25 protein-coding genes are annotated in these 25,822 nt (G+C 58.6%); 12 read left to right on the forward strand and 13 right to left on the reverse strand.

Features of this window, described 5'->3' with window-relative positions; genetic code table 11:
• Positions 1-29: 29 nt before the first annotated feature.
• The 4 genes from HGO40_RS20090 to HGO40_RS20105 all read right to left on the reverse strand — a co-directional run bounded on the left by HGO40_RS20090 (position 30) and on the right by HGO40_RS20105 (position 4,884).
• The gene (locus HGO40_RS20090; protein ID WP_250964452.1) at positions 30-1,079 is read right to left on the reverse strand and encodes a nucleoside hydrolase; all 1,050 of its coding nucleotides are present in this window, start codon (positions 1,077-1,079) and stop codon (positions 30-32) included.
• A gap of 204 nt (positions 1,080-1,283) precedes the next feature.
• Positions 1,284-2,369, reverse strand: coding sequence for an aromatic ring-hydroxylating dioxygenase subunit alpha (locus HGO40_RS20095; protein ID WP_250964453.1), 1,086 nt, complete (start codon positions 2,367-2,369; stop codon positions 1,284-1,286).
• Positions 2,354-3,955 carry a GH3 family acyl-acid amido synthetase gene (locus HGO40_RS20100; RefSeq protein ID WP_250964454.1) on the reverse strand — a complete coding sequence of 534 codons (1,602 nt, stop codon included), beginning with the start codon at positions 3,953-3,955 and terminating at the stop codon, positions 2,354-2,356. The genes HGO40_RS20095 and HGO40_RS20100 overlap by 16 nt, the downstream gene beginning before the upstream one ends.
• Positions 3,955-4,884 (reverse strand): fatty acid desaturase family protein, encoded by a 930-nt coding sequence (locus HGO40_RS20105; protein WP_250964455.1) that lies wholly within the window; start codon positions 4,882-4,884, stop codon positions 3,955-3,957. Before HGO40_RS20105 ends, HGO40_RS20100 begins: the two co-directional genes overlap by 1 nt.
• A 41-nt stretch (positions 4,885-4,925) precedes the next feature.
• On the opposite strand from HGO40_RS20105, the gene HGO40_RS20110 reads away from it, so the two are divergent.
• Positions 4,926-5,852, forward strand: a complete 927-nt coding sequence (locus HGO40_RS20110; RefSeq protein ID WP_353050732.1) for a metal-dependent hydrolase — start codon at positions 4,926-4,928, stop codon at positions 5,850-5,852.
• An 8-nt stretch (positions 5,853-5,860) separates the two neighbouring features.
• Positions 5,861-6,775 carry a lipase family protein gene (locus HGO40_RS20115; protein ID WP_250964456.1) on the forward strand — a complete coding sequence of 305 codons (915 nt, stop codon included), beginning with the start codon at positions 5,861-5,863 and terminating at the stop codon, positions 6,773-6,775.
• Here the strand turns inward: HGO40_RS20115 and HGO40_RS20120 are convergent.
• Together HGO40_RS20120 and HGO40_RS20125 are read right to left on the reverse strand one after the other, a co-directional pair.
• Positions 6,763-7,878 carry a hypothetical protein gene (locus tag HGO40_RS20120; RefSeq protein WP_250964457.1) on the reverse strand — a complete coding sequence of 372 codons (1,116 nt, stop codon included), beginning with the start codon at positions 7,876-7,878 and terminating at the stop codon, positions 6,763-6,765. The two genes, HGO40_RS20115 and HGO40_RS20120, sit on opposite strands and share 13 nt — an antisense overlap.
• Entirely contained in the window at positions 7,872-8,597 is a 726-nt protein-coding gene (locus tag HGO40_RS20125) for a hypothetical protein (protein ID WP_446533455.1), read from the reverse strand. Before HGO40_RS20125 ends, HGO40_RS20120 begins: the two co-directional genes overlap by 7 nt.
• Positions 8,598-8,704: 107 nt before the next feature.
• Between HGO40_RS20125 and HGO40_RS20130 the strand changes: the two genes are divergently transcribed.
• Complete coding sequence (locus HGO40_RS20130; protein ID WP_250964458.1) at positions 8,705-10,165, forward strand: fatty acid desaturase; 1,461 nt, start codon at positions 8,705-8,707, stop codon at positions 10,163-10,165.
• A 230-nt stretch (positions 10,166-10,395) separates the two neighbouring features.
• Positions 10,396-11,706, forward strand: a complete 1,311-nt coding sequence (locus tag HGO40_RS20135) for a hypothetical protein (RefSeq protein ID WP_250964459.1) — start codon at positions 10,396-10,398, stop codon at positions 11,704-11,706.
• Positions 11,707-12,090: 384 nt separating this feature from the next.
• Here the strand turns inward: HGO40_RS20135 and HGO40_RS20140 are convergent, their stop codons facing one another.
• A complete protein-coding gene (locus HGO40_RS20140) occupies positions 12,091-12,837 on the reverse strand; it encodes a substrate-binding periplasmic protein (protein WP_250964460.1) in 747 nt (248 codons plus the stop codon).
• Positions 12,838-13,053: 216 nt separating this feature from the next.
• Here HGO40_RS20140 and HGO40_RS20145 point away from each other — a divergent pair, with 216 nt between their 5' ends.
• Both HGO40_RS20145 and HGO40_RS20150 read left to right on the forward strand, forming a co-directional pair.
• A complete protein-coding gene (locus HGO40_RS20145; RefSeq protein WP_250964461.1) occupies positions 13,054-13,854 on the forward strand; it encodes a hypothetical protein in 801 nt (266 codons plus the stop codon).
• A 633-nt stretch (positions 13,855-14,487) separates the two neighbouring features.
• Complete coding sequence (locus HGO40_RS20150) at positions 14,488-15,441, forward strand: alpha/beta fold hydrolase (protein WP_250964462.1); 954 nt, start codon at positions 14,488-14,490, stop codon at positions 15,439-15,441.
• 193 nt (positions 15,442-15,634) lie between these two features.
• Here HGO40_RS20150 and HGO40_RS20155 read toward each other — a convergent pair whose 3' ends face one another.
• Both HGO40_RS20155 and HGO40_RS20160 read right to left on the reverse strand, forming a co-directional pair.
• The gene (locus tag HGO40_RS20155; RefSeq protein WP_250964463.1) at positions 15,635-16,027 is read right to left on the reverse strand and encodes a GFA family protein; all 393 of its coding nucleotides are present in this window, start codon (positions 16,025-16,027) and stop codon (positions 15,635-15,637) included.
• Between the two features lie 33 nt (positions 16,028-16,060).
• Positions 16,061-16,987, reverse strand: coding sequence for a LysR family transcriptional regulator (locus HGO40_RS20160; protein WP_250964464.1), 927 nt, complete (start codon positions 16,985-16,987; stop codon positions 16,061-16,063).
• A gap of 129 nt (positions 16,988-17,116) precedes the next feature.
• On the opposite strand from HGO40_RS20160, the gene HGO40_RS20165 reads away from it, so the two are divergent.
• Positions 17,117-17,518, forward strand: a complete 402-nt coding sequence (locus HGO40_RS20165) for a RidA family protein (RefSeq protein WP_207961599.1) — start codon at positions 17,117-17,119, stop codon at positions 17,516-17,518.
• Between the two features lie 217 nt (positions 17,519-17,735).
• Here the strand turns inward: HGO40_RS20165 and HGO40_RS20170 are convergent, their stop codons facing one another.
• From HGO40_RS20170 to HGO40_RS20185, 4 genes are all read right to left on the reverse strand, one after another.
• Complete coding sequence (locus HGO40_RS20170) at positions 17,736-18,215, reverse strand: VOC family protein (protein WP_250964465.1); 480 nt, start codon at positions 18,213-18,215, stop codon at positions 17,736-17,738.
• Between the two features lie 69 nt (positions 18,216-18,284).
• The gene (locus HGO40_RS20175; protein ID WP_250964466.1) at positions 18,285-19,586 is read right to left on the reverse strand and encodes an Nramp family divalent metal transporter; all 1,302 of its coding nucleotides are present in this window, start codon (positions 19,584-19,586) and stop codon (positions 18,285-18,287) included.
• A 153-nt stretch (positions 19,587-19,739) separates the two neighbouring features.
• The gene (locus HGO40_RS20180; protein ID WP_250964467.1) at positions 19,740-19,976 is read right to left on the reverse strand and encodes a hypothetical protein; all 237 of its coding nucleotides are present in this window, start codon (positions 19,974-19,976) and stop codon (positions 19,740-19,742) included.
• Positions 19,969-20,757 (reverse strand): MlaA family lipoprotein, encoded by a 789-nt coding sequence (locus tag HGO40_RS20185; RefSeq protein ID WP_250964468.1) that lies wholly within the window; start codon positions 20,755-20,757, stop codon positions 19,969-19,971. The genes HGO40_RS20180 and HGO40_RS20185 overlap by 8 nt, the downstream gene beginning before the upstream one ends.
• Positions 20,758-20,836: 79 nt before the next feature.
• Between HGO40_RS20185 and HGO40_RS20190 the strand changes: the two genes are divergently transcribed.
• The 5 genes from HGO40_RS20190 to kefC all read left to right on the forward strand — a co-directional run bounded on the left by HGO40_RS20190 (position 20,837) and on the right by kefC (position 25,820).
• Positions 20,837-21,055: a hypothetical protein gene (locus tag HGO40_RS20190; RefSeq protein WP_250964469.1), complete on the forward strand. Its 219-nt coding sequence runs from the start codon at positions 20,837-20,839 to the stop codon at positions 21,053-21,055.
• 41 nt (positions 21,056-21,096) lie between these two features.
• Complete coding sequence (locus HGO40_RS20195; protein ID WP_186729669.1) at positions 21,097-21,807, forward strand: response regulator; 711 nt, start codon at positions 21,097-21,099, stop codon at positions 21,805-21,807.
• Complete coding sequence (locus HGO40_RS20200) at positions 21,804-23,150, forward strand: sensor histidine kinase (RefSeq protein ID WP_250964470.1); 1,347 nt, start codon at positions 21,804-21,806, stop codon at positions 23,148-23,150. The genes HGO40_RS20195 and HGO40_RS20200 overlap by 4 nt, the downstream gene beginning before the upstream one ends.
• A 320-nt stretch (positions 23,151-23,470) precedes the next feature.
• Positions 23,471-23,992 carry a glutathione-regulated potassium-efflux system oxidoreductase KefF gene (gene kefF / locus HGO40_RS20205; RefSeq protein WP_250964471.1) on the forward strand — a complete coding sequence of 174 codons (522 nt, stop codon included), beginning with the start codon at positions 23,471-23,473 and terminating at the stop codon, positions 23,990-23,992.
• Between the two features lies 1 nt (position 23,993).
• Positions 23,994-25,820: a glutathione-regulated potassium-efflux system protein KefC gene (gene kefC / locus HGO40_RS20210; protein WP_250964472.1), complete on the forward strand. Its 1,827-nt coding sequence runs from the start codon at positions 23,994-23,996 to the stop codon at positions 25,818-25,820.
• Positions 25,821-25,822 lie beyond the last annotated feature (2 nt).

The raw sequence follows: 25,822 nt of genomic DNA on the forward strand, positions 1-25,822 counted from the left end.
AAGACGAAGGGAGATTCTTGGACGGCCTACTACTCTGCTATCGATGTCGTGGCCTCGGCCGACTTCCCGGCAATAGTGCCCAGGTAAAGCGACAAGACGAACCCAGGTGACGTTCCCAGGGCAATGTCGACCGGAGCGCCAGCGTCATCCGGAATCAACTGCCCGCTCGTATCCTGTTCTTCGTTCAGCGCTTGCTCGACCCGCAGGCCATATCGGATAAATTGAAGAAACCCAGGGTCGGTTATCGCGATGGCCGCCAACGGGTCCCAAAAGTACAGATACGCGCCGATACCGGGGGCGATGGTCGAGCTTTGCAGCACGTTTGTGAGGAATTGAGCAACCGGGTTGTGAATGCTGGAGAGTGCTCGCAAGAAATCCCGATCGATGCGGATCTGGTTACAAGCATTCAGCGCAACCAATTGCACTGGAACCCCGCCATCAAAAACATATTGGGTAGCAAGCGGGTCCAGGAAGATGTTCCACTCTGCGACCTTATTGGTGTAGTAGGGAGCGTCGCCCAGGGTGTCGATAATATTGCCGCCCGCGCCGGGCTGGACGTATTGCGGCAACAAATTGCCTCCCATCATCACGATGCGGTCGATTTTGCTGCGCAACAAGTCTTGTAATGCGTGATCGGTTTGAGCCTGCTGAAACAAATGCCCCCACGTCGTGCCGCCACCGATCATCAATACGGTAAATTTATGATCGGCGTTCTTCAATGTATCCCTTAAGAACGCGACCGCATCGGTCCGCGTGGGGTTCAGGTTTGTCCGTGGAAACGAGGCGTCGTAATGTTGATCCGCTGCCTGGCGTGTTTCGAAGGGAAAGGTATTGCTGTACACCATGGGCCGCTGAAAGCCAGCGACAACGGGGATGCGCTCGATCTCCGGGTCATCGAACACGGTGAGAAAGTTGCTGATGTTTTGAACGCCGTGACTCAAGTGAACAGCGCCCACCCCTGTCACGGTGATGCCTTCGACCTTGACCGCAGGATGCTTCAGCAAATACGAGATGGCCATGTAGTCGTCGAAATCGACATCGGTATCGATAAGCAGGTGCGTGAGGGATTGTGCTGACATGTTGCTAGCCTCCTGGCCAATGAAGAATTCACGTCCGATATAGGTCTTCCGTCAGCGGTCGCCTCCCGCCGCAGGTAGCGATGTAACAGTAGCATCGCCCAAGATAAACGCCTGTTAATATCGTCTCGCGATCCGGCCCGGCCAAGTGGCTGGGGATTTAGCTGGTCCTGATTCAGGTTTATGCCTCGTATTTTGTCGCCGCCATCAAAGCTCAAACCGTATCCGGCTCTCACGACGCTGTGCCGGCGGTAAATCCTCTCCTAGCCTGACCGCCGCCAGTAACTGCTCGACACCGACATGTATGGCATCCGCTTGCACATTGGATGGTTTGAAATCCGGAGCGTTATCAAGGCCTTGTCGGTGTGCTTGAATGATCTTCACGTCTTGGCGAATGACGATGCGGGTGTACAGATGGATGAACGGACGCAACCCCCGAAGGACCCAGCGGGGCAGTCGGAAGCGGTAGGCGATGTAGGTATAGACGCGCGACTGACGTGAATCGATTGGGGTAATTTGACTGATGATCAAAAAAGCCGAGCGCTCGCCCCACTGGTAGTCACAGCGCGTGACGTTGGGCGCAAAAAAACGGTCGGTGTGAACCAGCGGCTCGCCGTCGGGATTACTCAGCCAGTTCATCACACCAATCTTGTCGCCGTCGTCGTGATAGGTCACTTCAATGCTCCGCGCTTTACAGGCGAGCGTGGCGTCCATCGGACGACCCGTGCTGGAACGGAAAATGCCCTCATGCACGAATACGGTATGGGGCACGTCCATGAAGTTCTGTACCAGGCTGCCGACGTCGGCCTCGAAGGTATTGATCATGAAGTAGGTCTGCCAGCGCTTGTCGGCGTAAGCCGGCAGCCTGAATAGCGGCTTGGCCTGTGGGTCACCCGCACCGGTGTATACCCAGACCAAGCCATCGAGTTCCTGCACGGCAAAATGGCGTTGTTTATAGCGATACTCGCCTGATGTCGATGAACACTGTTTAGCGCCGAGACTGGGGATGTGGACCACTTGCCCTTGGGCATCGTAGCGCCAGCCATGGTAGGGACAGACAAGGCAATCATCGGAAACCTTGCCGGCGGACAATCGGGTTCCCCGATGCACGCATTGGTCCAGCAACGCCGCTACCTGCCCATCACGCTGACGAAAAAGCACCAGGTTCAGGCCGAGGATTCTTGCCCGGTAAGGTTTGTTCTTGCGCAGTTCTTTCTGGGCGCAAGCCACATACCATTGTTCGAGGGTTCCATCGCAAGGCGCTTCAAGATGGGTATTCAAAGATGCCGACATGAGCTTTCCGTTAGCGCGAGAATGGCCTCGGCTGTCTCAAGCCGATTGATCAATGGACGAGGTTTGACGTCACCGGCGCGGATACCGCTTAACTCCGCCGCCTGTTGAAGTACTTGGGCCAACACATCAGCGCTGCCTTTAAGCAAGCGAACCCGAAGCGGCCCCAACTGCCCAAGTCGGCGTGCCTGGTTGTAATGAAAGGCGTTGGACAGTTCCGATTCGACCGCCAGGGCCAATGCGCCTGCATCCAGGTCGTCAGAGGTCGCAACCAGCGCGAGGTAATGCGGTGGCATGGCCGAGGCGTTGGGGATCAGGCAAGCAGCCCCTGCCGTGGTGATGCAACGGTCAAAAATGCTTTGCACGATGTGCTCATCAAGCTTTTCTCCGACCAGATCACTGGTCACCGTCGTACGCCCCACAAACTCTACACGCGGAGTAGCCCCCAGCATGCCGACGACTCGGACTCGGTCCCCCAATGCGTAGCGATACAAGCCGCCACCGGTTGTCAGCAGGACTTGCGCGCTTTCGCCCAGGCGCAGGGAGTGGGCATTGCGCAGCGAACCGTCTTCGCAGACAAACTCAAGATAATGGCTGCCAATCGCCAAGGGACACCCCGGCGCGTCACCAAATGGCACGCTGACCACTCCTTCGGTGGCAAACAGACCTTTGGGTAACCATTGCGCCTGGGGGAAGCGCGCCGCCAATGGCTTGCAGTAGTTGCGGCTGGGGCCATCCATCCAGCAACTGACGGCTGCCAGCCGTGGCCATAACTCAGTGCAGACACCTTGGGCTCGCGCACGGCGCAACGCAGACCTGCGGGCGGCGGGTAGCGCATCGTCCAGCCAAGCAAACGTCTGCTCGTGCTCAGCGGTTCCACCATCGAACACTGGCTGCAACAAACTGGTCAAGAACGTAGGACTCCAGACACTGATAAAACTCAAATCAGCGTCTGCCACCAACGCCAGGAGCGTCTGCCTACGCCAGTTAGACAGATCACCGGCAAACGCCGGAATCAACAACGTTCCGGCCAGTCCCGCAATGCTGCTGCCCTTCAAGTACTCCAGATCACTGGCTGAACCAACGGGAATACCATTAGGACCCATCACCGGTACTTGCAAGGGGGGTGACATTGACCAGTAGCCTGAGCCATGACTGATCCCCGGGACTTGACGGTACATATCCGCAAGCCAGACGCCTAGCGCACTGTGCATTTCAGACAGGAAGTCGCGGGTATAAGGAATCGCTTTGTGCAGCGCACTGCTACCGCTCGTACGCTCGAAGAACAGCGGCGGCCGGGAAGTCAGAATCGGTTCCGATTCAGTTTGAGCTCGCTCTATCCAGGGATGCAGTTGTGAGTAGGCATGAATCGGGACGTTGTCGCGAAACTGCGCTGAATCAGCGAGACCCGCAAAGTTGTGGGCACGCCCGAACGCACAATCACTGTTGGCCTTCAGCAATCGTTGCAATAGCCGCTCTTGCGCCAATTCTGGCTGCTCAAGTTGCTCGTGCCATTGATCAAGCAGGGGTTGGGCGCTTTCTATAAAGCGCTCCCACAGCGTGCGCTTGACGCCATTGTCGGCACTCATCAAAAGTAGGTCTTGGCGAGTTGCGTCAGGTAATCCGGTAGACGCTGGGGGGGCAAGAAAACCTGGAGCCAGCCAAACCACAATGGCCGGGTTTCCTTCAGGTTCGATGCCCGGTGCATCTGCTGCCAATGCAGTTGTGATTGTCGATGATGGGTGAGGTTGTAGTTAAAGTTCAGACAGGCCCAACGGACCAGGCGCGGCGCCCTCATGTTGTAGGCCCCCTCAACCACGTCCAAGGGCGTGCGCATGTGGTAGACCCACTGCAGCGAAGACCAGGAAAAAGCAAAGGCGATGTAGGTCAACAGGACGACATGCCCTTTCCACCCCAACACTGTCCCGACCGATAACCACAGCGCGACACTGGCGATCACCTCCAGCCGGATACAGCTGAAATCGCTTTTGGAAAAGTCCTTGAAAGCGGCCGCATAGGTCTTGACCTCGGCGGTTTGCGACCACCGGCCAGTGATACGCGCCGGCAGTAACGGCAACAAAAGACTGCCAATAAATGCCGCGAGCCAGATACCGCCCAGAATCGCGAAATAATATTCGACTCGCTTGCGCAGCAACGACTCGTCTACGCTGGCAATATCAGCCAGTTCCGCTCGGGTGCGATTACGCGTGTGGTGCCCAAGATGGTTGATATGGATGAGCGTAGCCGACGCGCCAAACAGGGTCGAAGCCCACCACATCACGAAGTAATTCAGCTTGCTCTTACTATGGGCCAGCCCATGAAAGGCCTCGTGCATCATCGAAAAGACCCCTTGCATGACCAGGCAAAAAGGAATCAGCACAAGCCACTTGAACCACCCCGCATCCGTGGATGACAACCACGTCAGCGTCGCCCCCCAAACGAATGTCTGCAGCATCAATACACACAGATTGGCCAAGTCGTAACGACGAGAGGGTGAAGTATCGCCGGAACTGCGCATAAGAGGCCCCATGGAAAGTCGGATATCCATTTACACGATCAATGACAAAAGAGATAGCCTGTCGTTTTTTCAGGGCCGCACCGTCGATGATGTCGTATCTCAAAGGCCTTTTATCCTGGCGTCCGGCGGCAAAAGCCCCCGCCGCAAATATTTCCCGCCGCAACGTACGCTTTGCTCTCGATGAGCGTATTCCCCGTTATTGGTACCGTGACTGGCCCCACGTCACGCGTTTTTTTGATGGCCTGTCGATCATGTTTCCACTCGGCGAAAAGCTGTTCATTGATAGCGTCACGCATTTTCGTACCGAGATAGAAACAGAGGGTTCGCTTTGCGACGCGGTTGAAGCGTTTGTTTATCAGGAGGCCTCGCATATTCGCGAGCACAGGCTGTATAACCAGCGACTCGCGGCACAAGGCGCGCCGGTTGAGGCGCTGGAAAAACTGCTGCTGCGCCGACAGGAAGTTGGCAATCGATTGTCGCCAGCGACTCGCCTGGCCATGACCGCCAGCCTGGAACATTTCACTGCCATTCTCTCCGACCAACTCTTGCGAAATCCCGCTGTTCTCAACGGTGCCGATTCGACGATGGCCATGCTATGGCGCTGGCATGCCATAGAAGAAACCGAACACAAGGCCGTCGCCTACGACGTGTTGTGTCTGGTTGCGCGTCGTCCACTTTGGCGATACCTGATGCGGTGCGGGATCATGCTGGTAATGACCGCGTACTTCGCAGTCGATCTGCTGTATTTCATCTACCAACTTGCAGGCACTGATGGGCAACGCCGTAACTGGCGAGGGTGGGCGCGCTTGCAGTGGTGGCTGTTTGTGAATCCTGGCCCACTGACCCGGGCATTTTCGAGCTGGCTGGCCTGGTTCATTCCTGGCTTTCACCCCAATAAGCTCGACAACAGTGCAGCCCTGGAAACGGCTCGTCTCAGGCTGGATGAATACGCTGGGCCCACGCCGTGAGGCCCTCCTTGTCGGGAAAAAAAACCTGGGTGCCAGAAGGCTTTGACGAATGGCCGCTTCATTTTCCAGCCACGCAATGGGCGAGACCCGCTGCACACCTTGATTGGACAGAGCAATTTATCGCGTGCTGGTATGACCCCGCGCCACGTCTTCCTCGAAGTACGTTGGTAGTACTGGTTGCCGGACTGTTTTCCGAATGGTTGCCACGTTGCTTTCAAGATTGCGCCCAGACGCTACGGCGCTCGAACTATCAGGTCCTGCGCATGCCCGTGCGCTCTTCCCGTGGGGTGATGGCTCAAGGAACGTCTATCGACAAGGTACTGACTGCCGAACTCCAGCCAGGCCAGCGATTCGTTGTGTTGGCTCACAGCAAGGGGGGGCTCGATGCGCTTGCGGCAATCTCACAGAACAGCGTCTTGAGTGAGGCGTGTGACGGCGTTGCGTTGGTGCAACCGCCGGCAGGCCCGTCGGCGGTGATGGATGAGGTGCTGGGTTGCAGCACGCACCAACCGGCCCAACGATATCCTTTGGATCGCATTCGTCGAGTGTTTGCCAGAATGCCTTGGGTGGCCGGTGGCGCACGAGACATCAGCCGCCTGCGCGACCCGCACATTGCTCACCTGCTCGACCATCTGGCCGCTGACCTGCATTGCGCGCATGTCGTCAGTTGGACCTGCGCGCCCTGCTCTGCTCTTGACACGCATCACGCACGCCTCAATGCGCTGCGACCCGGCTGGGCGCATGACGGTCAGTTTTACCTCGACCATCAACGACTCGATGGCATGCCGCAGATTTGCCTGCCGCACCTCGATCACGGCCAGCCTGTCTTGGGCGGTGGTGGATTTGATACAACCCGTTTTTGGTTGGCGCTGTTGAATGTCCTGCACGAGACCAAGCCCGGCCTGGGCTATCAGACGAGATAGATCTCAAACCCCGGAATACGCGCCGCCTCCATCGGTGCCAACGCTGACGCACCGCCGATGCAGGGCGCCGTATACAGGTCCATGGGGATGGCGACGCTACGATAACGGCTCATGGCGGCCCAAAGCGGATCATCGTCATACAAGCACATCTGCATCAACGCGTACTGACCGCGAACGCGCACCCACGCGGCATCCAGCAGTGCAGCGAAAATGTGCGGGTTTCGCTGCCGCACCTGTAAATGCGTCAGGTAGATGTCCCGCAGCGCCTCGCCAGGTGCAGCAATGGCAGGGCGCCCCAAGACTGGCGCGCAGGCGTTGAAAGCCAGGCGAAGTGCCTGGTGTGCCATGGGCAGTTTTTCCAGCACCACCCGCTTGATACGCCCGGCATCCCAAGGGGCGACACAACCGAGCACATTGTTACGGGTGTCCAAGGCCAGGAGAAATGACTCGATTCCGAAGTCCGGCCAGGTATCCAGGCGTCGCGAGAACTGCGCTTCACTGAAGACGCAACCAAAGGGCTGGCCTGTCGACTCGCGATCGAGAAATGCCCGCAGTGCATCCGTATGGGCCGGCTGGGCTCGAACGATGCGGACGTTTTCCGGCGTTCTTGGCGCGCGACTCCACCCCCGCTGACCATATACGGAGACGTTGCTATAGCCGCGCCAGTGCGAAAGCATGAGCGGATTGGCTCGCCGCCCACCCAGAAGCGAGTGAACTGCGAGCCTGTTGCCGCGAATGACACAGCAATAAGCGTGCAGAGCACCGGTTTCACGGGCCAACGCTTCGAGCCGCACTTTGACCTCAGCCATCCACGACTTCGACAGGCGTCTGTCGGGCACCAGCCGCAGATCCCCCAGATAGGCCACAGGCTCGATACCGCCATTACGGTAGCCGTCGCGGACCACCAGGCTGGCGATGCCTTTGAGTTCCCCCACCTCGCTTTCGGCTATCCAGGTTCGATGGTCCGTGGCGTGACAATGATGCAGCGCGAAATAGTCCGGCCCACGGTCAAACCGCATCGGCAAACCACCCTGCATCGCCCGCTGCGCCTGAAAGTCGAGTAATTTCAGGTTGTCCGCGGCGCTTGCCTGGCGAATCAGCATGGCGATGGTTGAGCGCCAGCAAACAAGCGCAGCACCATCGGCCGAAAATTATTGGGGTGCAGCTCGCACAAACAGACCAACTCATCGCCCGATGCGTAAAGAGGGTTTCTTTCCAGAAAATACACTACGTTTGCCAGACGCAGGTGAGCCGCTGGAACCTGCGCCAATTCCGCGGTCAGCCGACCTTGTGGAACCTTGAAGGACAGAACGCCCGTTTTCGGATCATAGGCCTCACCAAAACGATCGATTGCCAAGTGATCCATCAGTGCCTGAACGCCAGGATTTGTCATCGTCCCGGCTCGGGGCGAATAGTTCAAAGCCATGGCGCCCAAATAACGGTAGGTCCGGTGACCCTTGCAGATCAGAAACCAATAGAGGGGGATTTCAGACTGCTCCTGCCAGATGTCCCCCGCCAGTCGCATCCAGGCGAAAGCCAATTGCTGGCTTCCCCAGTGTTCACGATCAATGATTGTATCGCCCGAAAAAATCACCCTGATCGGTTTGCCGGCCCAGGTTTTTTCATACAGTTTGAGCGTGGTAAATCCGACGATTATTTCACCCGCATCCCGTAAAACGATGCAGTGGGTCTTTTCCTTGAAATCCTGATCGAACCTTACTCGCGAGGTGTCGGAGTAGGACGCAGAATAAATCTCGAACATCCGATCAATTTCATTCAGATGCAGATGGGCGCATTCAACGGAGGTTGCACTCAAACTCATGGAGACCTTCAGCATCGCAAGCAAGGGGGATGGATATTGGCCAGATCAATCGGCCAATGCAACGTAGACTTCCACTCGCCCTCCTCGTTTACCCAGGCGCCTTGATCATGTCATCCACTGTCGAACACCGTCCTGTCAATGCCTCAAGGGTGACCCGTCCCGTCAGTTGGCTGCTGGTTTATACCGTTGTGACAGGCATCCTGTATTTTCTCGTCACGCATTTCCCGATGGGGCCGGTACGGATTATTCAGCCCGGCGCTATCGATGCGCACATTGCGCAACTGCCTTACACACTGCCCTTGTACCTTAGCTATTTATTGATCATGCCCGCGCTCGTGTTTCTAGGGCGTCACCGCGACTGGCTGCTACCGGCTTTTTTTGCGGCGGCCCTGGCCTCTGGAACCTGCCTGGTGAGCCACCTGTTCTGGCCCACCGTTATAGAGCGTCCGGATAGCACGTCGCAGTGGCTGGCGTGGTTCTACAGCGTTGACTCACCGCTGGCGGCGTCACCCAGCGGGCATGTTGCATTACCGGTGGCCATCAGCGTTGTGCTGGGTTATCTGCGTGTCCGCCAGGCAGGGATCTTCGCGCTATGGAGCCTGATGCTGGCAATCACCGTGTTGACGACCGGCCAGCATGTACTGCTCGATGTGGTCTATGGGGCAGCCATTGGCGCAGCAGCGGGTTTGACGACAATAGCGCTGAATCGCCTGAAGGTGGATTTGCGCACCTTGGGGGCCATCCTGCTTGAGTGGTTGTGCATCATCGTGACGTTGCGCATTGCGCTGTATGTTTCGGACTGGCGTATGTATTGCCTGGCTTTTGTCATTATTGCCGCGCGCCAACATGCATTGTTCATTCTGTACCACGACGCGACTCACTATCACCTGACGCGTCATCGCGGTATCAATGACTTTTTGATCAACGTGGCCATCGGTGTCCCGGGTACGGTGCCCATTGAATTTTATAGACCACTGCACCTTGAGCATCATCAGCACACGGGATCAACGAAAGATCCGGAGCGGCGCTTTCTTTATCACCGCCAGCCATGGAATTTCCGACCGCTGTCCGGGAGCTTATTGCTCAGGCAATTGCTGGGGGATCTGTTCCTTATTAACACGCTGCGTAACCTGCGCGCTTACAGAGATGCGGGCGGGGTTTCACCGAAGATGACACGACCCATTGCTGCTGCGGGCACTATCTGGCTCGCCCTCTTATCTGTCATCGCCTGGCAAACCAGCGCCCAGACCATGATGCTTATCGTGCTGTTATGGTTTTTGCCACTCGCCACCTTGGGAACGCTGCTACAGAAAATCCGTAGCATCGCCGAACACAGTGGTGGACCTGGCGTAACCCCAGGCTGGCAGCAATGGACTTACGCCTGGAAAGTGAGATGTGCAGGCAGGTTTTTCATTTGGCCTTATCACATCAATCTGCACTTGCATCATCATCGCAACGCCAACCATCCATGGCATGCGCTTCCAGGCCTGGTGGAGGCCGACGAGCGTTTGATGGATTCGCGTACGCTTCTTTCCCTGCTCTGGTCTGCGGCGAAGCAAAAAAGCTAATTCCGCCCTCTTTCCGAACCGCGTGAGACATGTGTTATCTGAGTCATTCTTGAAACACTTCTTTATTTAACACACCCTTCACAACGTACTTCAGTAGCAGCCCCTCAAGCCACCAATCCCCTTTTGATAAAAAATACACAAAGCGGCTTTACGTCGAAAAAATCTAAACTATGCTGCACCCAACAAGCAAACAATAAAATAAAAAAGCACACAAGGAGTGATCAATTATTATGCGCAGCCTATTCGCGAACGCAACGATATTATCGCTAATTACACTCTGCTCAGCTTGCGCCATCAGCAATCAGGGAGCTGTTGATTACCGATATAATAGACCCGGCACCCACCAAGGAAGTCTAAACCCAAAATACATTCGCTCTGAAGCCGCAGCGAATCTGATTAGCGCCGGCGACCCGATCACCGTTTCATTGAAGCAAGTTTTCATAAAAGACTTTATAGAATATAGAAGCCTGTTGCGGGTAGTTAGAAACGAACCAACGACCGGGGACATTGCAATCGTTTCCAGCACCTGCGAGGACCCTTGCAATAGAAAGTTTGGAAGCGACGGAATAAAAAACTCCAAGGTTATTTTTTATAGCAATGACGTGCGTCGCGGGCAGTTTCTCAACTTATCAAATCTCCATGGTGTTTTCGGCCCAATAACTTATGGCGGAAACCCTCTGAAACTTGACTTCTATATAATAGAGTTAGATACCGACGGCACCCAATTAAGAAATCTGGCCGCAAACCTTGCCGGGCTCGGCGAAACTTTTTATCCTCCTGCACATCCAGCCACGGCGATCCTTTCATCTTTAGCTGAGGTTTTTATCAAGGATGATCAAGATGACAATATATTTACTTTTTCATTTGACTTGAAAAGCCCGACCGATGAAAAACCTACCGCAAACCCAAGCTCTGCCGCTATTGAGGCCGGAAATTATGTTCTGATAAGAAGCGAAGATCGCACCAAACAAATCCCTTGGTCATCCCTAGCTTACAATGATGCCACAGGAAGAGTTGTCAACTCACGCTGCGCTCTAATGCTCGAACCTGCTGACGATTGCTTCTATACAGATAACTCATATATGGTCATTGAGGTGAGCAAAGCAAAAAACGCGGTAAATAATGATGCTCAGCAGATAATTTTTTCCGCACTGAAATCAAGTATCGCGGCAACTGGACCAAGCCTTTTAAACAATCAATTGACTGCAGAAAAAATGCAGGAAATCAGGAATAGTTTAGAAAGCACCGAGATTCGCGGCCGCGCTGTACACACCCTTAAAACAATCAAGGACAGCCTGCCAGACTCCCAGGAAAGAAAGCTTGCCACCCTGAACTTAGCTTCAATGTGGTTTGATGAAAGCAAAGTGACACTTCCTTCAGACACGTCCATGGTAGCTATCCAGGCTGACGATCTATTAGGGCGGTGCACGGGGTTGTCAACCGAGGACGCACTTTTATATCAAGACGCGATTCGAACCAGGAAAGTGGCAAACAAAGCGGCATTTGTTAACACGCTCGTAGAATGTACATTCAGCAAATAGAGCGCTTACCATGATATAGCTTCACCCAGGCTAGGCGACTCTGGTGCAAACCTCGCGTTATTGAAGGGAGTAGACACCCTCGATGCCTCCAATGCTGATACGAGCTTCAGCTTCATAGGACACTCATATTACGGAAGTAAGTCGATGCTGAGTGACATGTACGATATTTTTCAAAAAAAAATCAAGCCTGATAATCGTTTTGGACCAGAGCCCGTAGGTAAACCAGCTACCCACTGGACGTTCCGTTAACCCCACTGTCGTTGCTGCTGGCTCATGCAACGCAACAGGTCGGCAATCGTCGTTTCACCGGCGCTGGCCGGCCTGATTGCTGCAGAGCGTGAATGAGTGAAGGCTTGCGGACCGGCTTTCGCCGGTTCCGCGCGTTCATTGTCCTCCAGCCCCCTCATACCGCCGCTGAATCCGCGCCAACTCCCCCGAACGCCGCAACTGCTCCAGCGCTCTAGCCCACGCCGCCACCACTTCATCCTCACTGTCGGGACTGAAAGCGATGTACAGCGATGAGCGATACAGTTCGATAGGGATCCGTCGCAGGGTGCCCGGGGCGATATCCAGTTGACGACTGTAATAAGCCACGCCGGCGTCAGTGTCGCCGACAATGATCTGGGTGCGACCGGCAAGCAGCATGCGGTAGAGCAGCTTGCTTTCGGTGGCGCTTTTGTCCAGGTTGTTGAAGCCCAGTGACTGCAGCATCTGAGGTACCAGGCCGGCGTGGCGCGTGGTGATCTGCGGGGCGTTAAGGAGTTGTTCCAGGGTGTCCAGCGGCGGTGTATTGGCCAATTGATAAGGGTGGATGGACTCTTCCACGATCGGCCCGACCCATTTGAACTGCGATTCGCGGTCCGGCGTGCGAAACATGGAGTACATGATGGTCTTGGGGCGGTGCTTGAGTATCTGGCTGGTGCGCATGCTGGGCTGCAGCAGCACCTCGAAATCATCTCCGGTCAGCGCCATGATGGCCCGGACGATTTCGGTGGTCATGCCGGTGAGCCGGTTGTTTTCCTGGTAGTTGTACGGCGCCCATTCTTCGGTGACGATTTGATACTGCTCAGCCCTGGCAACCGTGCCGAGCAATAGGCAAAACAACGCTGCAGCCGGTATCGAATGTCTCACGCGTACTCCCTGTGGACCGTTCGGTGTTCGTGCATGGGTGGGCCTGATTCACGAAGGCAAGGTAAGCATAGACCCAAACACTTGCCCGGCAGTTGACGCAGTCCACATTCCGCCCCTTAGCAGCCACTGGCGCTTGGTGTAGGATCAGCGCGAACCGGATATCGGCCAACGTGCACGGCGGCTCCCTTTCGCCCTCCTCCTTGTGACCCAGCCCACATGAACCCAATCGATCCCCTGTCGTTGCAACGCATCATCAGCGCCCATGGCGATTTCGAAGGCGCGGCGTATTTCGATGTGGAGGAAAGCCTTGCCCATGAAGTGTTTCCAGACCGCATCGTGTTCCAGACCAACTACCTGGATTACCGCAGCTATGATGTCGATCTTGCCGAAGGCAGCGTGCGTGTGCGCAAGACGCGGCTGGACAATTACCTGCGCGGCCATAAGGCCCAGGTGATCGAGGATGACATGGATGACGAGGATTGGGACGAGCTGGGCAGCCTGTGGCAGCGCTTGAGCCACGACCTGGACACCCAGGGGCAAGGGCCGCAGCCCGATCTGGCCGATACCCTGGCTGACCTGTTCGATAGCCTGTTCGACGAGGCTCACGCGCAAGCACTTATTCAGAACCTGCCGGCGCCTACCGGGCAGTGGGATTGGGCCTGGACGCAAGTCGAGTCAGCGCTCACCGAGACCAATCAATTGGCCGGGTTCGAATGGAAGGAATGGTCGTCCTGCGGCGACGATGCGGTCAATGCCTTGGCCCCATTGCGGCAGCTGGACATTGAAATTCCGACGCCCGAGCGTAAAACCATCGAGGCGGTCAACCGCGCCGACGATTGGGAACGCGCGCTCCTGCACTACTTCAATGGGCAGCTGGAAACCCATGATTTGAAGTTGCTGGCCATCGGCACGCACTTCGATGAATACCAAGCCTTCGCCTGCCTGCCCATGAATGGCCTGGGCCTGGTCACTGCCCTGGAGATCATGGGCAGGCTGGGCATCGTCTACAAATATTAAGCGACTGGCGCCCGGTGTTTTTGGCCGCTTTTACAAGCCCATAGAGGGCTACCCTCCTTTGAGCCTTGAAGTGACGACATGACAAACTGCGAACACTGCGGGTACCTCCTCCTTGACGACACCGCTGTTTGCCCGCGATGCGCCGGGGAGATGACGTTCCCGGTGGAGCCCCTCGCGCCGGGGGCTCCGTCGAAAGGGCTGAAAATTCTTAAATGGGTGCTTATCAGCATCGTGGTCGCGGTGCTGGCGGCCGTAGCGGTGGTCGTGTGGATCATTAATTCGTTGGGGCCGATGCCTTCGTTTGGTTGAGGGCGATTTCAGGGCGCGTGAACAATACATTGTGGCGAGGGAGCTTGCTCCCGCTCGGCGGCGCAGCCGTCGCACATCGGCCAATGAAATACACCAGGAAGACTCGCGTCGCTCCGTTTGGGGCGGCTGCGCCACCCAGCGGGAGCAAGCTCCCTCGCCACGAACGAGTCACGGCAACCGAAGCGCACCGCAGCTATCCGATTTTCCCATAGTTGCTATCGATGCCCACGCCGTTCTCGTCATCGGCCTCTCTCTCTAATCTGCCCACCAACGCGATCGATGACGATCGCCGCAGATCAAACCGACCTTATGGAGAGAGACACGATGAACACCTTCAACCGCACCCTGGCTGTCGCGACCCTGGCCTTGGCCACCCTCAACGCCGAAGCCGCGTCGCCGGTCCAGGCCGCTGCCAGCGCATCCGCTGTCGGCAGCGTGGTCCAGTCCGCCAGCTACATCACCACCCAGGATGGCGTGCAGCTGTACTACAAGGCCTGGGGCCCGCGTGATGGCCAGGTCGTGACGTTCAGCCACGGCTGGCCGCTGGACTCCGACAGCTGGGAAGGCCAGATGATGTTCCTCGCCTCGAAAGGCTATCGGGTGATTGCCCACGACCGTCGCGGTCACGGTCGCTCCCGCCAGCCTTGGGAAGGCAACGACATGGACCACTACGCCGACGACCTGGCGGCGGTGATTGAAGCACTGGACCTCAAGAACGTGACGCTGGTGGGCTTCTCGACGGGGGGCGGTGAAGTGGCGCGGTATATCGGTCGCCACGGTACCGCCCGGGTGAAAAAAGCCGTGCTGGTTTCTTCGGTGCCACCGCTGATGCTCAAGACAGAAACCAACCCTGGTGGCTTGCCTATCGAAGTGTTCGACGGCCTGCGCAAGGCATCCTTGGAGCACCGCTCGCAGCTGTACCTGGACATCGCCTCGGGCCCGTTCTACGGCTACAACCGCAAGGGCGCCAAGCCGTCCCAGGGGCTGATCCACTCGTTCTGGGTGCAGGGTATGCAGGGTGGCAGCAAGAATACCTACGACTCGATCGCGGCGTTCTCGGCGACAGATTTCCGCGGCGATTTGAAGAAGTTCGACGTGCCGACGTTGGTCATCCATGGCGATGACGATCAGATCGTGCCGATCGACGCAGCAGGCCGGGCCTCGGCGGCGCTGATCAAAGGCGCTCGACTGATCGTCTACCCTGGCGCACCGCACGGCTTGACCGAAACCCACAAGGACCGGTTGAGCCAGGATCTGCTGACGTTCCTCAAGGAATAAAAGCGCAGATTCCTTGTGGGGGCGGGCTTGCTCGCGAAGGCGTCGGATCAGTCAGCATTGAAGTTGACTGGCCTACCGCTATCGCGAGCAAGCTCGCTCCCACAGGGGTTTGGTTGTGAATCCGGCATTGAGCACACCACCGACCAAACTGTGGGAGCGAGCTTGCTCGCGATAGCGGTGGAACACATTGCCTCTATTCCTCAGACCGCCCCGTACCCTCACGATCCTGCTCATAACATCGGGTAAGCGCAAACGCCGGCAACCAGGACTCACGGCGCACGGTCCAGCTTTCGTAGGTGGGCATCAGTTGATCGGGTGCGTCCAGGGTCCCCAGGTGCACTTCGATCTCGTCGCCCGAGCGGGCAAACAGCGACGAGCCACAGCATGGACAGAAAAATCGGCCGGCGTAATCCCGCGTTTCACCCTCGACCGTCACCGCGTCCTGAGGAAACACCGCAGCCGCGTAGAACAGTGCCCCGTGATGCTTGCGGCAATCGAGGCAGTGACAAAGGCCGACACGATACGGGCGCCCCAAGGCTTCAAGTCGAACATTGCCGCACAGGCAACCGCCGGTGAATCGGTCCATGGTGTATCTCCTCTACAACTGGACAGCCAAATTTCACGAAACAGATCGATCAATAATAGGCGCATGCTGCGCCATCAGCTCCACGACCCAATCGATGAACACCCGCAACTTGGCGCTGATATGCCGGTTCGGGGGATAGGCCAGATAAAGCGGCATCGGGTCCAGCTGCCAGTCTTCGAACAGCGGCACCAATTCCCCTTGCGCCTGGTGACGGCGGGACATGTACTCGGGCAGCCAGAGCACGCCCAGCCCCGCCAGCCCGGCCGCGAGGTAGGCGTTGCCGTCGTCGATGGCCAACGCATAGCGCCCTTTGACGTGAAGCAGCTCACTGTCGCGGCGCATGGCGTAGGGCAAGGATTTGCCGGTGCGAGCCCACAGGAAACCGACGGTGCGATGGTGCGAACCTTCCAGTTCGCGCGGGTGCGCGGGCGGGCCAAACCGTGCCAGGTAACTCGGGGCGGCGAAGACGCCAAGGGCCAGGTCGCCAACGCGTCGGGCGATCAGCGACTGATCCCGCAACTCACCGCCGCGCACCACGCAATCGACGTTTTCATCAAGCATGTCGACGATGCGATCGCTGACGCCCATGTCGATCTGGATGTCCGGGTATCGCGCGTAGAACGCCGGCAAGGCTGGTATCAGGATCAACGCCGCCAGCGGACTCGGCACGTCCACCCGCAGTCGCCCGCGAGGTAACGCCTGGGCGCCGGCCACGCTGGTCTCGGCATCATCCATGTCGGCCAGCAAGCGGATCACCCGCTCGTAATAAGCCGCGCCGTCGGCGGTGACATTGACCTTGCGTGTGGTGCGGTTGAGCAGCTTGACCCGCAACCGTGCCTCGAGCTGCTGCACCAGTTGGGTCACGGTGGTCTTGCTCATGTGCAGGGTTTCTGCCGCCTTGGTAAAGCTGCCCGCCTCCACGACTCGCACGAACGCTTGCATCGCATCAAAACGGTCCATTTCTGCCCCGGCATGGTTCGATTGTTTGGGATTAACAAACAGTGAACACCAAGGTTGCTCGTTTATCGCCCGGATACAAGCCCCTAGAGTGAGTTCATCGTTTGGAACCACTTTTTGAAGGAGGTATTCATGACACAGCGTGATGTGGTTTTTCCGCCTGGACGCCAGGCACTGTATGAGCGCAATCGCTATTCGCCGGCGATTCGTTCCAATGGTTTCCTGTTCGTCTCCGGGCAAGTCGGCAGCACCGCCGACGGTTCGCCAGAGCCCGACCTGGAGGCTCAGGTCCGGCTGGCGTTCAACAACCTGAAGGCGATCCTCGCCGCGGCCGATTGCAGCTTTGACGATGTGGTGGACGTGACAGTGTTCATGGTCGACCCCGAGTCGATCTTCGAACGGGTCTGGAGCGTCGTGCCCGAATTCTGGGGCAATGCACCGCATCCGACACTGACGGCGGTGGGGGTGACGTGGTTGTATGGTTTTCAGTTTGAGATCAAGGTGATTGCCAGGGTGCCTGAGGCTACCCTGTAGGTCAGCTTGCATGGTGTTGGCTGTGCCGCCGTCATCGCGAGCAGGCTCGCTCCCACAGGGGATGTGGGCAGGCCGAGAAATCGAAGACACCACAACACAACTGTGGGAGCGGGCTTGCTCGCGAAGGCGTCGGACCAGTCAGCATTGAGGTTGACTGACCCACCGCCTTCGCGAGCAAGCCCGCTCCCACAAGAAAATAATGGTGATGATTCGACAGCTAGCCTTTCACCGCCGCTTCAATCGCGGCAATGTCGATCTTGGTCATGGTCATCATCGCTTCGAAGGCCCGCTTGGCCACGGCTTTGTCAGGACTGCCGACCGCCTCAAGCAACACCCGCGGGCTGATCTGCCACGACAAACCCCATTTGTCCTTGCACCAGCCACAGGCGCTTGCCTGGCCGCCGTTGTCGATGATGGCGTTCCACAAACGGTCCGTTTCGGCCTGGTCTTCCGTGGCAATCTGGAATGAAAAGGCCTCGCTGTGCTTGAACACCGGCCCGCCGTTGAGACCGATGCAGGGGATGCCGATCACCGTGAAATCGACGGTGATCACATCGCCCTCCTTGCCCGATGGATAATCACTTGGGGCATGGTAGACAGCGTTCACCGCGCTGTCGGGAAAGGTTTTTGCGTAGAACTGCGCAGCTTCCTCGGCGTTGCCGTCGTACCAGAGGCAGATCCTGTTTTTATTGTTCATTCCGCTTCTCCGAAAGGGACTGGACGATAAAGTCTAGCAGTCCCCCCGAACGTTGCAGATGGCCGGGCCTCAGGTAAACAGATCGACCCCCAACTGGAACGCAACCCACAATGCCAGGCCTGTGGCAAAGAGCAGCGCGATGTTCTCGAACAGGTTGTTGCGGTACTCCTTGCCCAGCAAGGACTTCTGGTTGGACATAATCAAAAGGCCCAAAGAAATCACTGGCAAGCCGATGATGTTCAGCGCGTTGACGCCGATGGTCAGCGTGACGAAATCCGGCATGCCCGGCAGCGACCAGATCAGTGGCGTCACCAGAATGAACAGCATGAACCATTTGTGCATCGGGTCACGGTGGAACTCTTTGCCGTAACGCTCCCGGCGCTCGGGGCGCACATGCTGGAAGGCGTCGGTGAGGAGCATCGGGAACGCCGTGGTCTTGCCGGAAATGCTGGCGAACAGCGTGGCAAACACACCCACGAAGAATACGTACCAACCGATCGGACCAAAGAATATTTCCAGGGCCTTGCCCAGGTCGCCCAGGGTTTTGACCTCGATGCCGTTGGGTCGCAGGATTTCCGCGCCGACGATCCAGATGGCCAGGTTGATGATGATCCCGACAAACACCGCAAACAGCAGGTCGTTGCGCTGGATACGCTTGTGTTCGGGTCCTACCCAGCCCTTCTGGCGCATCACATACGGATGAACGAAGTTAGCGATGGAACCGGCCACTGCGCCGATCACCGAGACGGCCACCAACAGCGCGCCATGCACGCCTTCATCGGGCGGAATGCTGAAGCCGATAGTGCCTTTGACGATGCCGGCGACATCCGGGCCGGACATCACCGCCAGCGCCAGGAACGCCAGCGTCATGCTCGCCAGCAGCCCTTTCATCACGCCTTCGATCATCGAATAGATATTGCGCCCGACGAGCATCCACACCGCCAATACCACCGCCACCGAACACAGCAGCGGGTAGTCAATCTTGAGCAGCATGGCCAGGGCCTCACCGGCCCCCTTGATCATGTAGGCATTCATCAGATGCCCCATGAGCAGCGCATACACCAGCAGGAACCAGGCGAAAAACGGATTGAGCTGGGCATACCCCTGCAGGATGGTCATGCCCTGGTTATTGCAGAGCTGGAAGCGCGCGATGATGTTGACGATCAGGTAGCGCAGCAGCAGAGAGACCGCCAGCACCCACATCATCGCGTAGCCGTAGTTCGCGCCAGCAACGGATGATGTGATGAGATCGCCGGCGCCCAGCCAGGAAAGAACGGCGATGATGCCGGGGCCGAGAAGCTTCAGCAGGCGTACGAAACGGCCTTGCACGGGCGCCGCAGCTTGTCCCTCAGCGGTAGGAATGCTCGTCATGGGTGGATCTCCGTTTATTTTTTTTGTGAGAAACGGCCACAGTCGAACATATTAGATACGACGTCGTACAACCATTATTAATCCTTAATTATGTATAAATGTTTCACGGCATTTGCTCCCCAAAATGCCGCTGTATTAAGCAGCAAATTGCCACTAGCCCCTCATCTGTTCGCCGTTATCGATCATCCAGCGCACTATCGCCGCCAACGGCACCCGATGCTGCCGCAGGGCGCACCAACCGACCCGTTGATGGCGATACAGCTCGACATAATGGTTGAGCAGCACGTGGCTACCGTCTTCGGCCAACCGCAGTTCCACCTCACGGCAATGCAATGCATCCGGCTGGAGCAAACGCATTCGCCGATGCAAGACCAGCGCCTCGTTACTCATCAGCGGCCCCTCCCTCCTGGCATTGCGGATTGTCCTCCACCACCGCCCCCAACTTGCCCTGGGCGACAAGATCGGCACGCCGCTGCGCCGTGGCATCGCGAAGGGCCGCGTAGTAGTCCGCTTCGGTCTGCAATTGATCGGTGGTTGGCAATGCCTCGGCACGGCCATCGACAAGGCCGCCGACGGTGTTGATCGTGCCCAGGGTCTCGACCGTGCTGCTGTTGTCGCCGAACGGGTCGACGGCAAAACTCAGGACTTTGCCCGTCGCATCCCGCAGGTTGGCGCTGCCCAGCAGTGGCAGTTCCAGGATGGGCCCCGGGGCGAGATTCCAGCCGCCGAAGGTCTGGCCGAAATCGGCCTTGTGGCGCTCGATGCCCAGCTTGCCCGACACGTCGATCAGCCCGACGATGCCCGCCGTGGAGTTGATGACGAAACGGCCAAGCGTGTTGACCGAGCGCTGGGCGTTGCCTTGCAGCAGGTCGTTGATGAACACCTTGGGCTCGCCGAAGTTCGCCACGAAGTTGTGCACGCCGGCCTGGAACATCTCCGGCAGCTTGCGATAACCACGGGCCACCGGTGCCAGTGCGTAGTCATCCACGGTTCGGTTGAAGGCGAAGATGCCACGGTTGACGGGTTCGGCGGGATCGTAAACGGTGTAGGTCGCGCTTTCACACGAGCCTGGTATTGCGGCCGGCGTGCTGGAGCAACCACTGGCGAGTGCCGCCACTACAACCACGACGGTGGAGCGAACGAACAACGGAACGGGCTGGGTGATCGGCATACGGGGTGATCTCGGCGAGGATTGGGATGCTGCGTAGGCCGGTCAAAAAGCCAAACACCACCCTCTGTGGCGAGGGGGCATGCTCCCGCTGGGGCGCGAAGCGGCCCTAAAAAGCGGTGAGCGCTTCGCACTCAAGCGGGAGCAAGCTCCCTCGCCACGGGTACGGCGTTGGCTGGCTGTTCAACTGACCGACATCAGGGCCATCCTGCCGCCGTTTTTTTGCCCGCAGATTTCCACAATATTGCCCGCCGGCAACTTTGTTTCCGGGTTGAAATATATGACGCAGGCCCTGGATTGACCCTAGTATTCCCCCTGTATTCATTACCCTGCGTGCCCACCGTGAGCCATTTACTACTGGTGGACGATGACCTCGAAGTCCTCGCCCTCTTGCGCAAATTCCTCGAACAACATGGCTATAGCGTGGACGTGGCCGCCGACGGCAATGCCCTGTGGCAAGCGGTGGAACGCCAGGTGCCGGACCTGATCATCCTCGACGTCATGTTGCCGGGGGACAACGGCCTGGTGCTGTGCCAACGGCTGCGGGCCGAGCACACGGTCGGCATCATCATGCTCACCGCCATGGGTGAATTGAGCGACCGCGTCGTCGGCCTGGAGCTGGGAGCGGACGATTACCTGACCAAGCCGTTCGACGCCCGGGAATTGTTGGCCCGGGTGCGTGCCGTGCTGCGGCGCACCGGTGAAGCCAGGGCCACGTTGAACGACTCATCCCGGCCAATCCTGGAATTCGAAAACTGGCAGCTGGACGTCACCCGCCGCGAATTGCGCTCACCGGACAAGGTCATGATCCCGCTGTCCAGCGGCGAGTTCGAATTGCTGCTGGTGTTTGCCGAACACCCGCGCCGGGTGCTGACGCGCCAGCAGTTGCTGGACCTGGCTCGTGGCGAAACCTTCGAGGCGTTCGATCGCAGCATCGACGTCCAGGTCAGCCGCCTGCGACGCAAGTTGGAAACCGACATCCCCGGCGCCTCGATGATTCGCACCGTGCGCAACAGCGGCTATCTGTTCAGCCCCCATGTGGTGAAGCGATGAAGCGCTCGCGCCCGGGCATTCATCGACCAAGGGACACGGTGGCGCGGTGGATCGCCCTGACCACCATGATCGCCATGCTGCCCCTGCTCGCCCTCAACGAACTGTTCAGCCTGCTGGCCGGTGCCTGGGCGCGCCCTCCCCTGATGGAACCCGGCCTGATGGACAGGGCCGCCACCATCACCCGCAGCATCGACTCCGTCGCCCCCGAACAACGGGCGGCGATTGCCAAGGCCGCGAGCAACCCGGCATTCAACACGCAATGGCTACAACGCCATGAGGAGGCCCGGCTACCGCTGATCGATGACCCAGAATTCAGCGAAGGTTCGGCGCTCCTGCGCCAGCAATTGGGCCGACCGGACGCCAGGATCGAAGCCTACGAACCGGCCGACTGGCCGGCCCACCAAGCGGATGCGCGCTACGCGGTGATCATCGAGCTGGCCGACCATTCCTGGGTGATTTTCTCCGTGCCGTCGCGCAGTTGGGGGCTGGGAGAATGGGCGCGCAACCTGATCATCATCGCGCTGATCCTGCTCTCGACGTTTATCGTCGCGCTGATCGCCACCCGGCACTTGGCCGCACGGCTGGAACGCTTTGCCGAAGGTGCGCGGCGCTTTGGCGTCGACCACCAGGCGCCGCCGATTCCGGTGATCGGCCCCCACGAAATCCGCCAGGCGATCCTCGCGTTCAACGCCATGCAGGCCCAGCTCAAGCACTTCCTGCAGGACCGCACGCAGATGCTCGCGGCCATCTCCCATGACTTGCGCGCACCGTTGACCCGCATGCGCCTGCGCGGGGAGTTCATCGAGGATGCCGAGCAGCAATCGCGCCTGTTCCGGGACGTGGATGAAATGCAGGCGATGGTCAATTCCGCCCTGGAGTTTTTCCGCGACGATGCCCGGCTGGAACATGCCACCGCGTTCGACCTGGCCGAACTGCTGCACACCATCGTCGATGACCTCAAGGACGCCGGCACCGAGGTCGCATTCGAAGGCGCCCAGCGCTTCGTGTACGTCGGCCGGCCCATCGGCATCAAGCGCGCCTTGGTCAACCTGATCGACAACGCGATCAAGTATGGCGGCGAGCCGACGGTTCGGCTCCAAGCCGACGCCCACCGGGTGGACATTCGCATCCTCGACCGTGGGCCGGGCATTGATGCCCGACACCTTGAGCAGGTCTTCACGCCGTTCTTTCGCATCGAAGGCTCGCGCAACAAGCACACCGGCGGCGTCGGGCTGGGCCTGTCGGCGGCCCGGGCGACCGTGCTGGAGCATGGCGGGACGCTGACCCTGAGGAACCGCAAGGGTGGCGGGTTGGAGGCCAGGGTCTCGCTGCCGCTTGGCTGAAGTGTCCCAATGTATCGATCCGCGCTAAACAATCAGCGCCTTCCTCGGTAGGATGTCGGGCCTTTCCGGCCTGGATCCTGCCTGGGAAGGCGCTCTTGTTTGTACCGCTCAGCTCAGTATTTGTTTCGCTCGGCTCGCGCTCACTGTAGGAACTGCCGAGCGAAGCGAGGCTGCGATCTTTTGATTTTTCGCTTGAGATTCAAGTGTCTGGGGAAAGATCGCAGCCTCGCTTCACTCGGCAGCTCCTACAGCGCACCCCTAGCGGGAGCAAGCCTCCTCGACAGACAAGAATCGACGGAGCCAAACCAAGGAATTCACCGATGATTCTTATCATTTATGCGCACCCCTACCCCGACAAATCGCGGGTCAACCAGCAGATGCTCAAGCGGGTATCCAGCAATCCGGACGTGGTCATACGTTCGCTGTATGCGCTTTATCCCAACTTCGATATCGACGTTGAGGCGGAACAACATGCCGTGGAGCAAGCGGAGCTGGTCGTCCTCCAGCACCCGATGTACTGGTACAGCACCCCGCCGCTGCTGAAACTGTGGATCGACAAAGTCTTCACCCACGGCTGGGCCTATGGCAAAGGCGCCACGGCGCTCAAGGACAAGCGGTTGCTGTGGGCCGTGCCCACGGGTGGCGAACAGGATCATTTCCAGATCGGCGCCTACCCAGGTTTTGCAGCGTTGGCCCAACCCCTCCACGCCACGGCCATTTATTGCGGCATGCGCTGGCTGGAACCCGTTGCGGTGCATGGTGCGTATGCCGCCGACTCCGAGGCCCAACGCGCCCAAATCGAACATTACGGCGAACGCCTGGCCGCCTGGAAGGAAGATTGAGATGGAGACGCACAGCCTGATTGAAATGCTGATCTACCTGGCCTCGGCGACGCTGATCGTACCGATTGCCGTTCGGTTCGGCCTGGGCCCGGTGCTGGGTTACCTGCTGGCCGGGTGCATCATCGGCCCGTGGGGGCTGAAGCTGATTACCGATGTAAAGGCGATCCTGGAGTTCGCTGAAATCGGCGTGGTGCTGATGCTGTTCATCATCGGCCTTGAGCTCGATCCCAAGCGGCTCTGGGCCCTGCGCCGGATGGTCTTCGGCGGCGGCGCCTTGCAGATGCTGGCCTGCGGCGGCGCGATCGCAACGTTCTGCGCGGCCCTGGGCCTGAACTGGACGGCGGCACTGCTGGTCGGCCTGACCCTGAGCCTGTCCTCCACGGCCATCGCCATGCAGGCCATGAGCGAACGCAACCTGACCGCCACCGCCGTCGGCCGCAGCAGTTTTGCCGTGCTGCTGTTCCAGGACATCGCGGCCATTCCCCTGGTGGCGATGATTCCATTGTTGTCGGCCCACGGCGACACGCCATCGGGCACCGCATTGTTGCTGTCGATTGGCAAAATCGTCGCCGCCATCGCCATCGTCGTGCTGCTGGGGCGCTACGTGACGCGACCGCTGCTGCGCTTCGCCGCACGCTCAGGCTTGCGCGAGATTTTCAGTGCCGGCGCACTTTTCCTGGTGTTCGGCTTCGGCTTCCTGCTGGAGGAAGCCGGCTTGTCGATGGCCATGGGCGCATTCCTCGCCGGCGTGCTGCTGGCAAGTTCCGAATACCGCCATGCCCTGGAGAGCGACATCGAGCCGTTCAAGGGCCTGCTGCTGGGGCTGTTTTTCATCGGTGTCGGCATGTCGATCGATTTCGGCACGTTGATCAACGCACCGCTGAAAGTCATCACCCTGACCCTGGGCTTCATCCTGATCAAATTGCTGGTGATCAAGACCACCAGCCGCTTCTTGAATGTCCCTGCCGGCCAGCGCTCCTGGCAAGCGGTGTTGCTGGGCCAGGGCAGCGAATTCGCCTTCGTGGTGTTCGGTGCCGCAACACTGGCCGGGATCCTGACCGACCAATGGGGCAAGAGCCTGACCCTGGCGGTGGCGTTGTCCATGTGCCTGACGCCTCTGCTGATCCTGCTGCTGGATCGCTTCGAGTCCATCACCCAGAAAAACAAGCGCGAATCCGACCTCGTCGACCAGCAGAATCCCCGCGTGATCATTGCCGGCTTCGGCCGCTTCGGGCAGATCGCCGGACGCCTGTTGATGTCCTGTGGCGTCGATGTGGTGGTTCTGGATCACGACCCTGACAACATCGAGACGCTGCGCATATTCGGCGTGAAAGTCTTTTATGGCGATGCCACGCGCCTCGACTTGCTGCACGCAGCCGGCGCGGCCCAAGCGGCGGTCATGATCAACGCCATCGACAACCAGGAAGACAACCTGACGCTGACCCGACTGGCCCAGGAGCACTTCCCGGCATTGCAGGTGATCGTGCGGGCGCGGGACATGGGCCACCGCATCATCCTGCGGCAGAGGGGCGTGGAGGCGGCCGAGCGGGCGCCCTTCGAGAGCGCGCTGTCCTTAGGTCGCAGTGCGCTGGAGCGCATGGGCGTCGGGGCTTACGAAGCGCGTGAGCGAGCGGATCAATTCCGCCGATTGAACCTCAAGATGCTGGAGGAAATCGTCGCCCAGCCGGAAGACGACCTCAAGTTCCGACATGACGCCTACCGCCGCGCCAACGCGCTGCTCACGGAGATGTTCAACGAAGACCGTGCCCACCCCGTGGACAACTGGCCGGAACACCATCGCAACGAAACCGACAAGACGCCGGGCTGACC

Source organism: Pseudomonas sp. CG7, from assembly GCF_023701885.1.
GTDB lineage: Bacteria > Pseudomonadota > Gammaproteobacteria > Pseudomonadales > Pseudomonadaceae > Aquipseudomonas > Aquipseudomonas zanjanensis.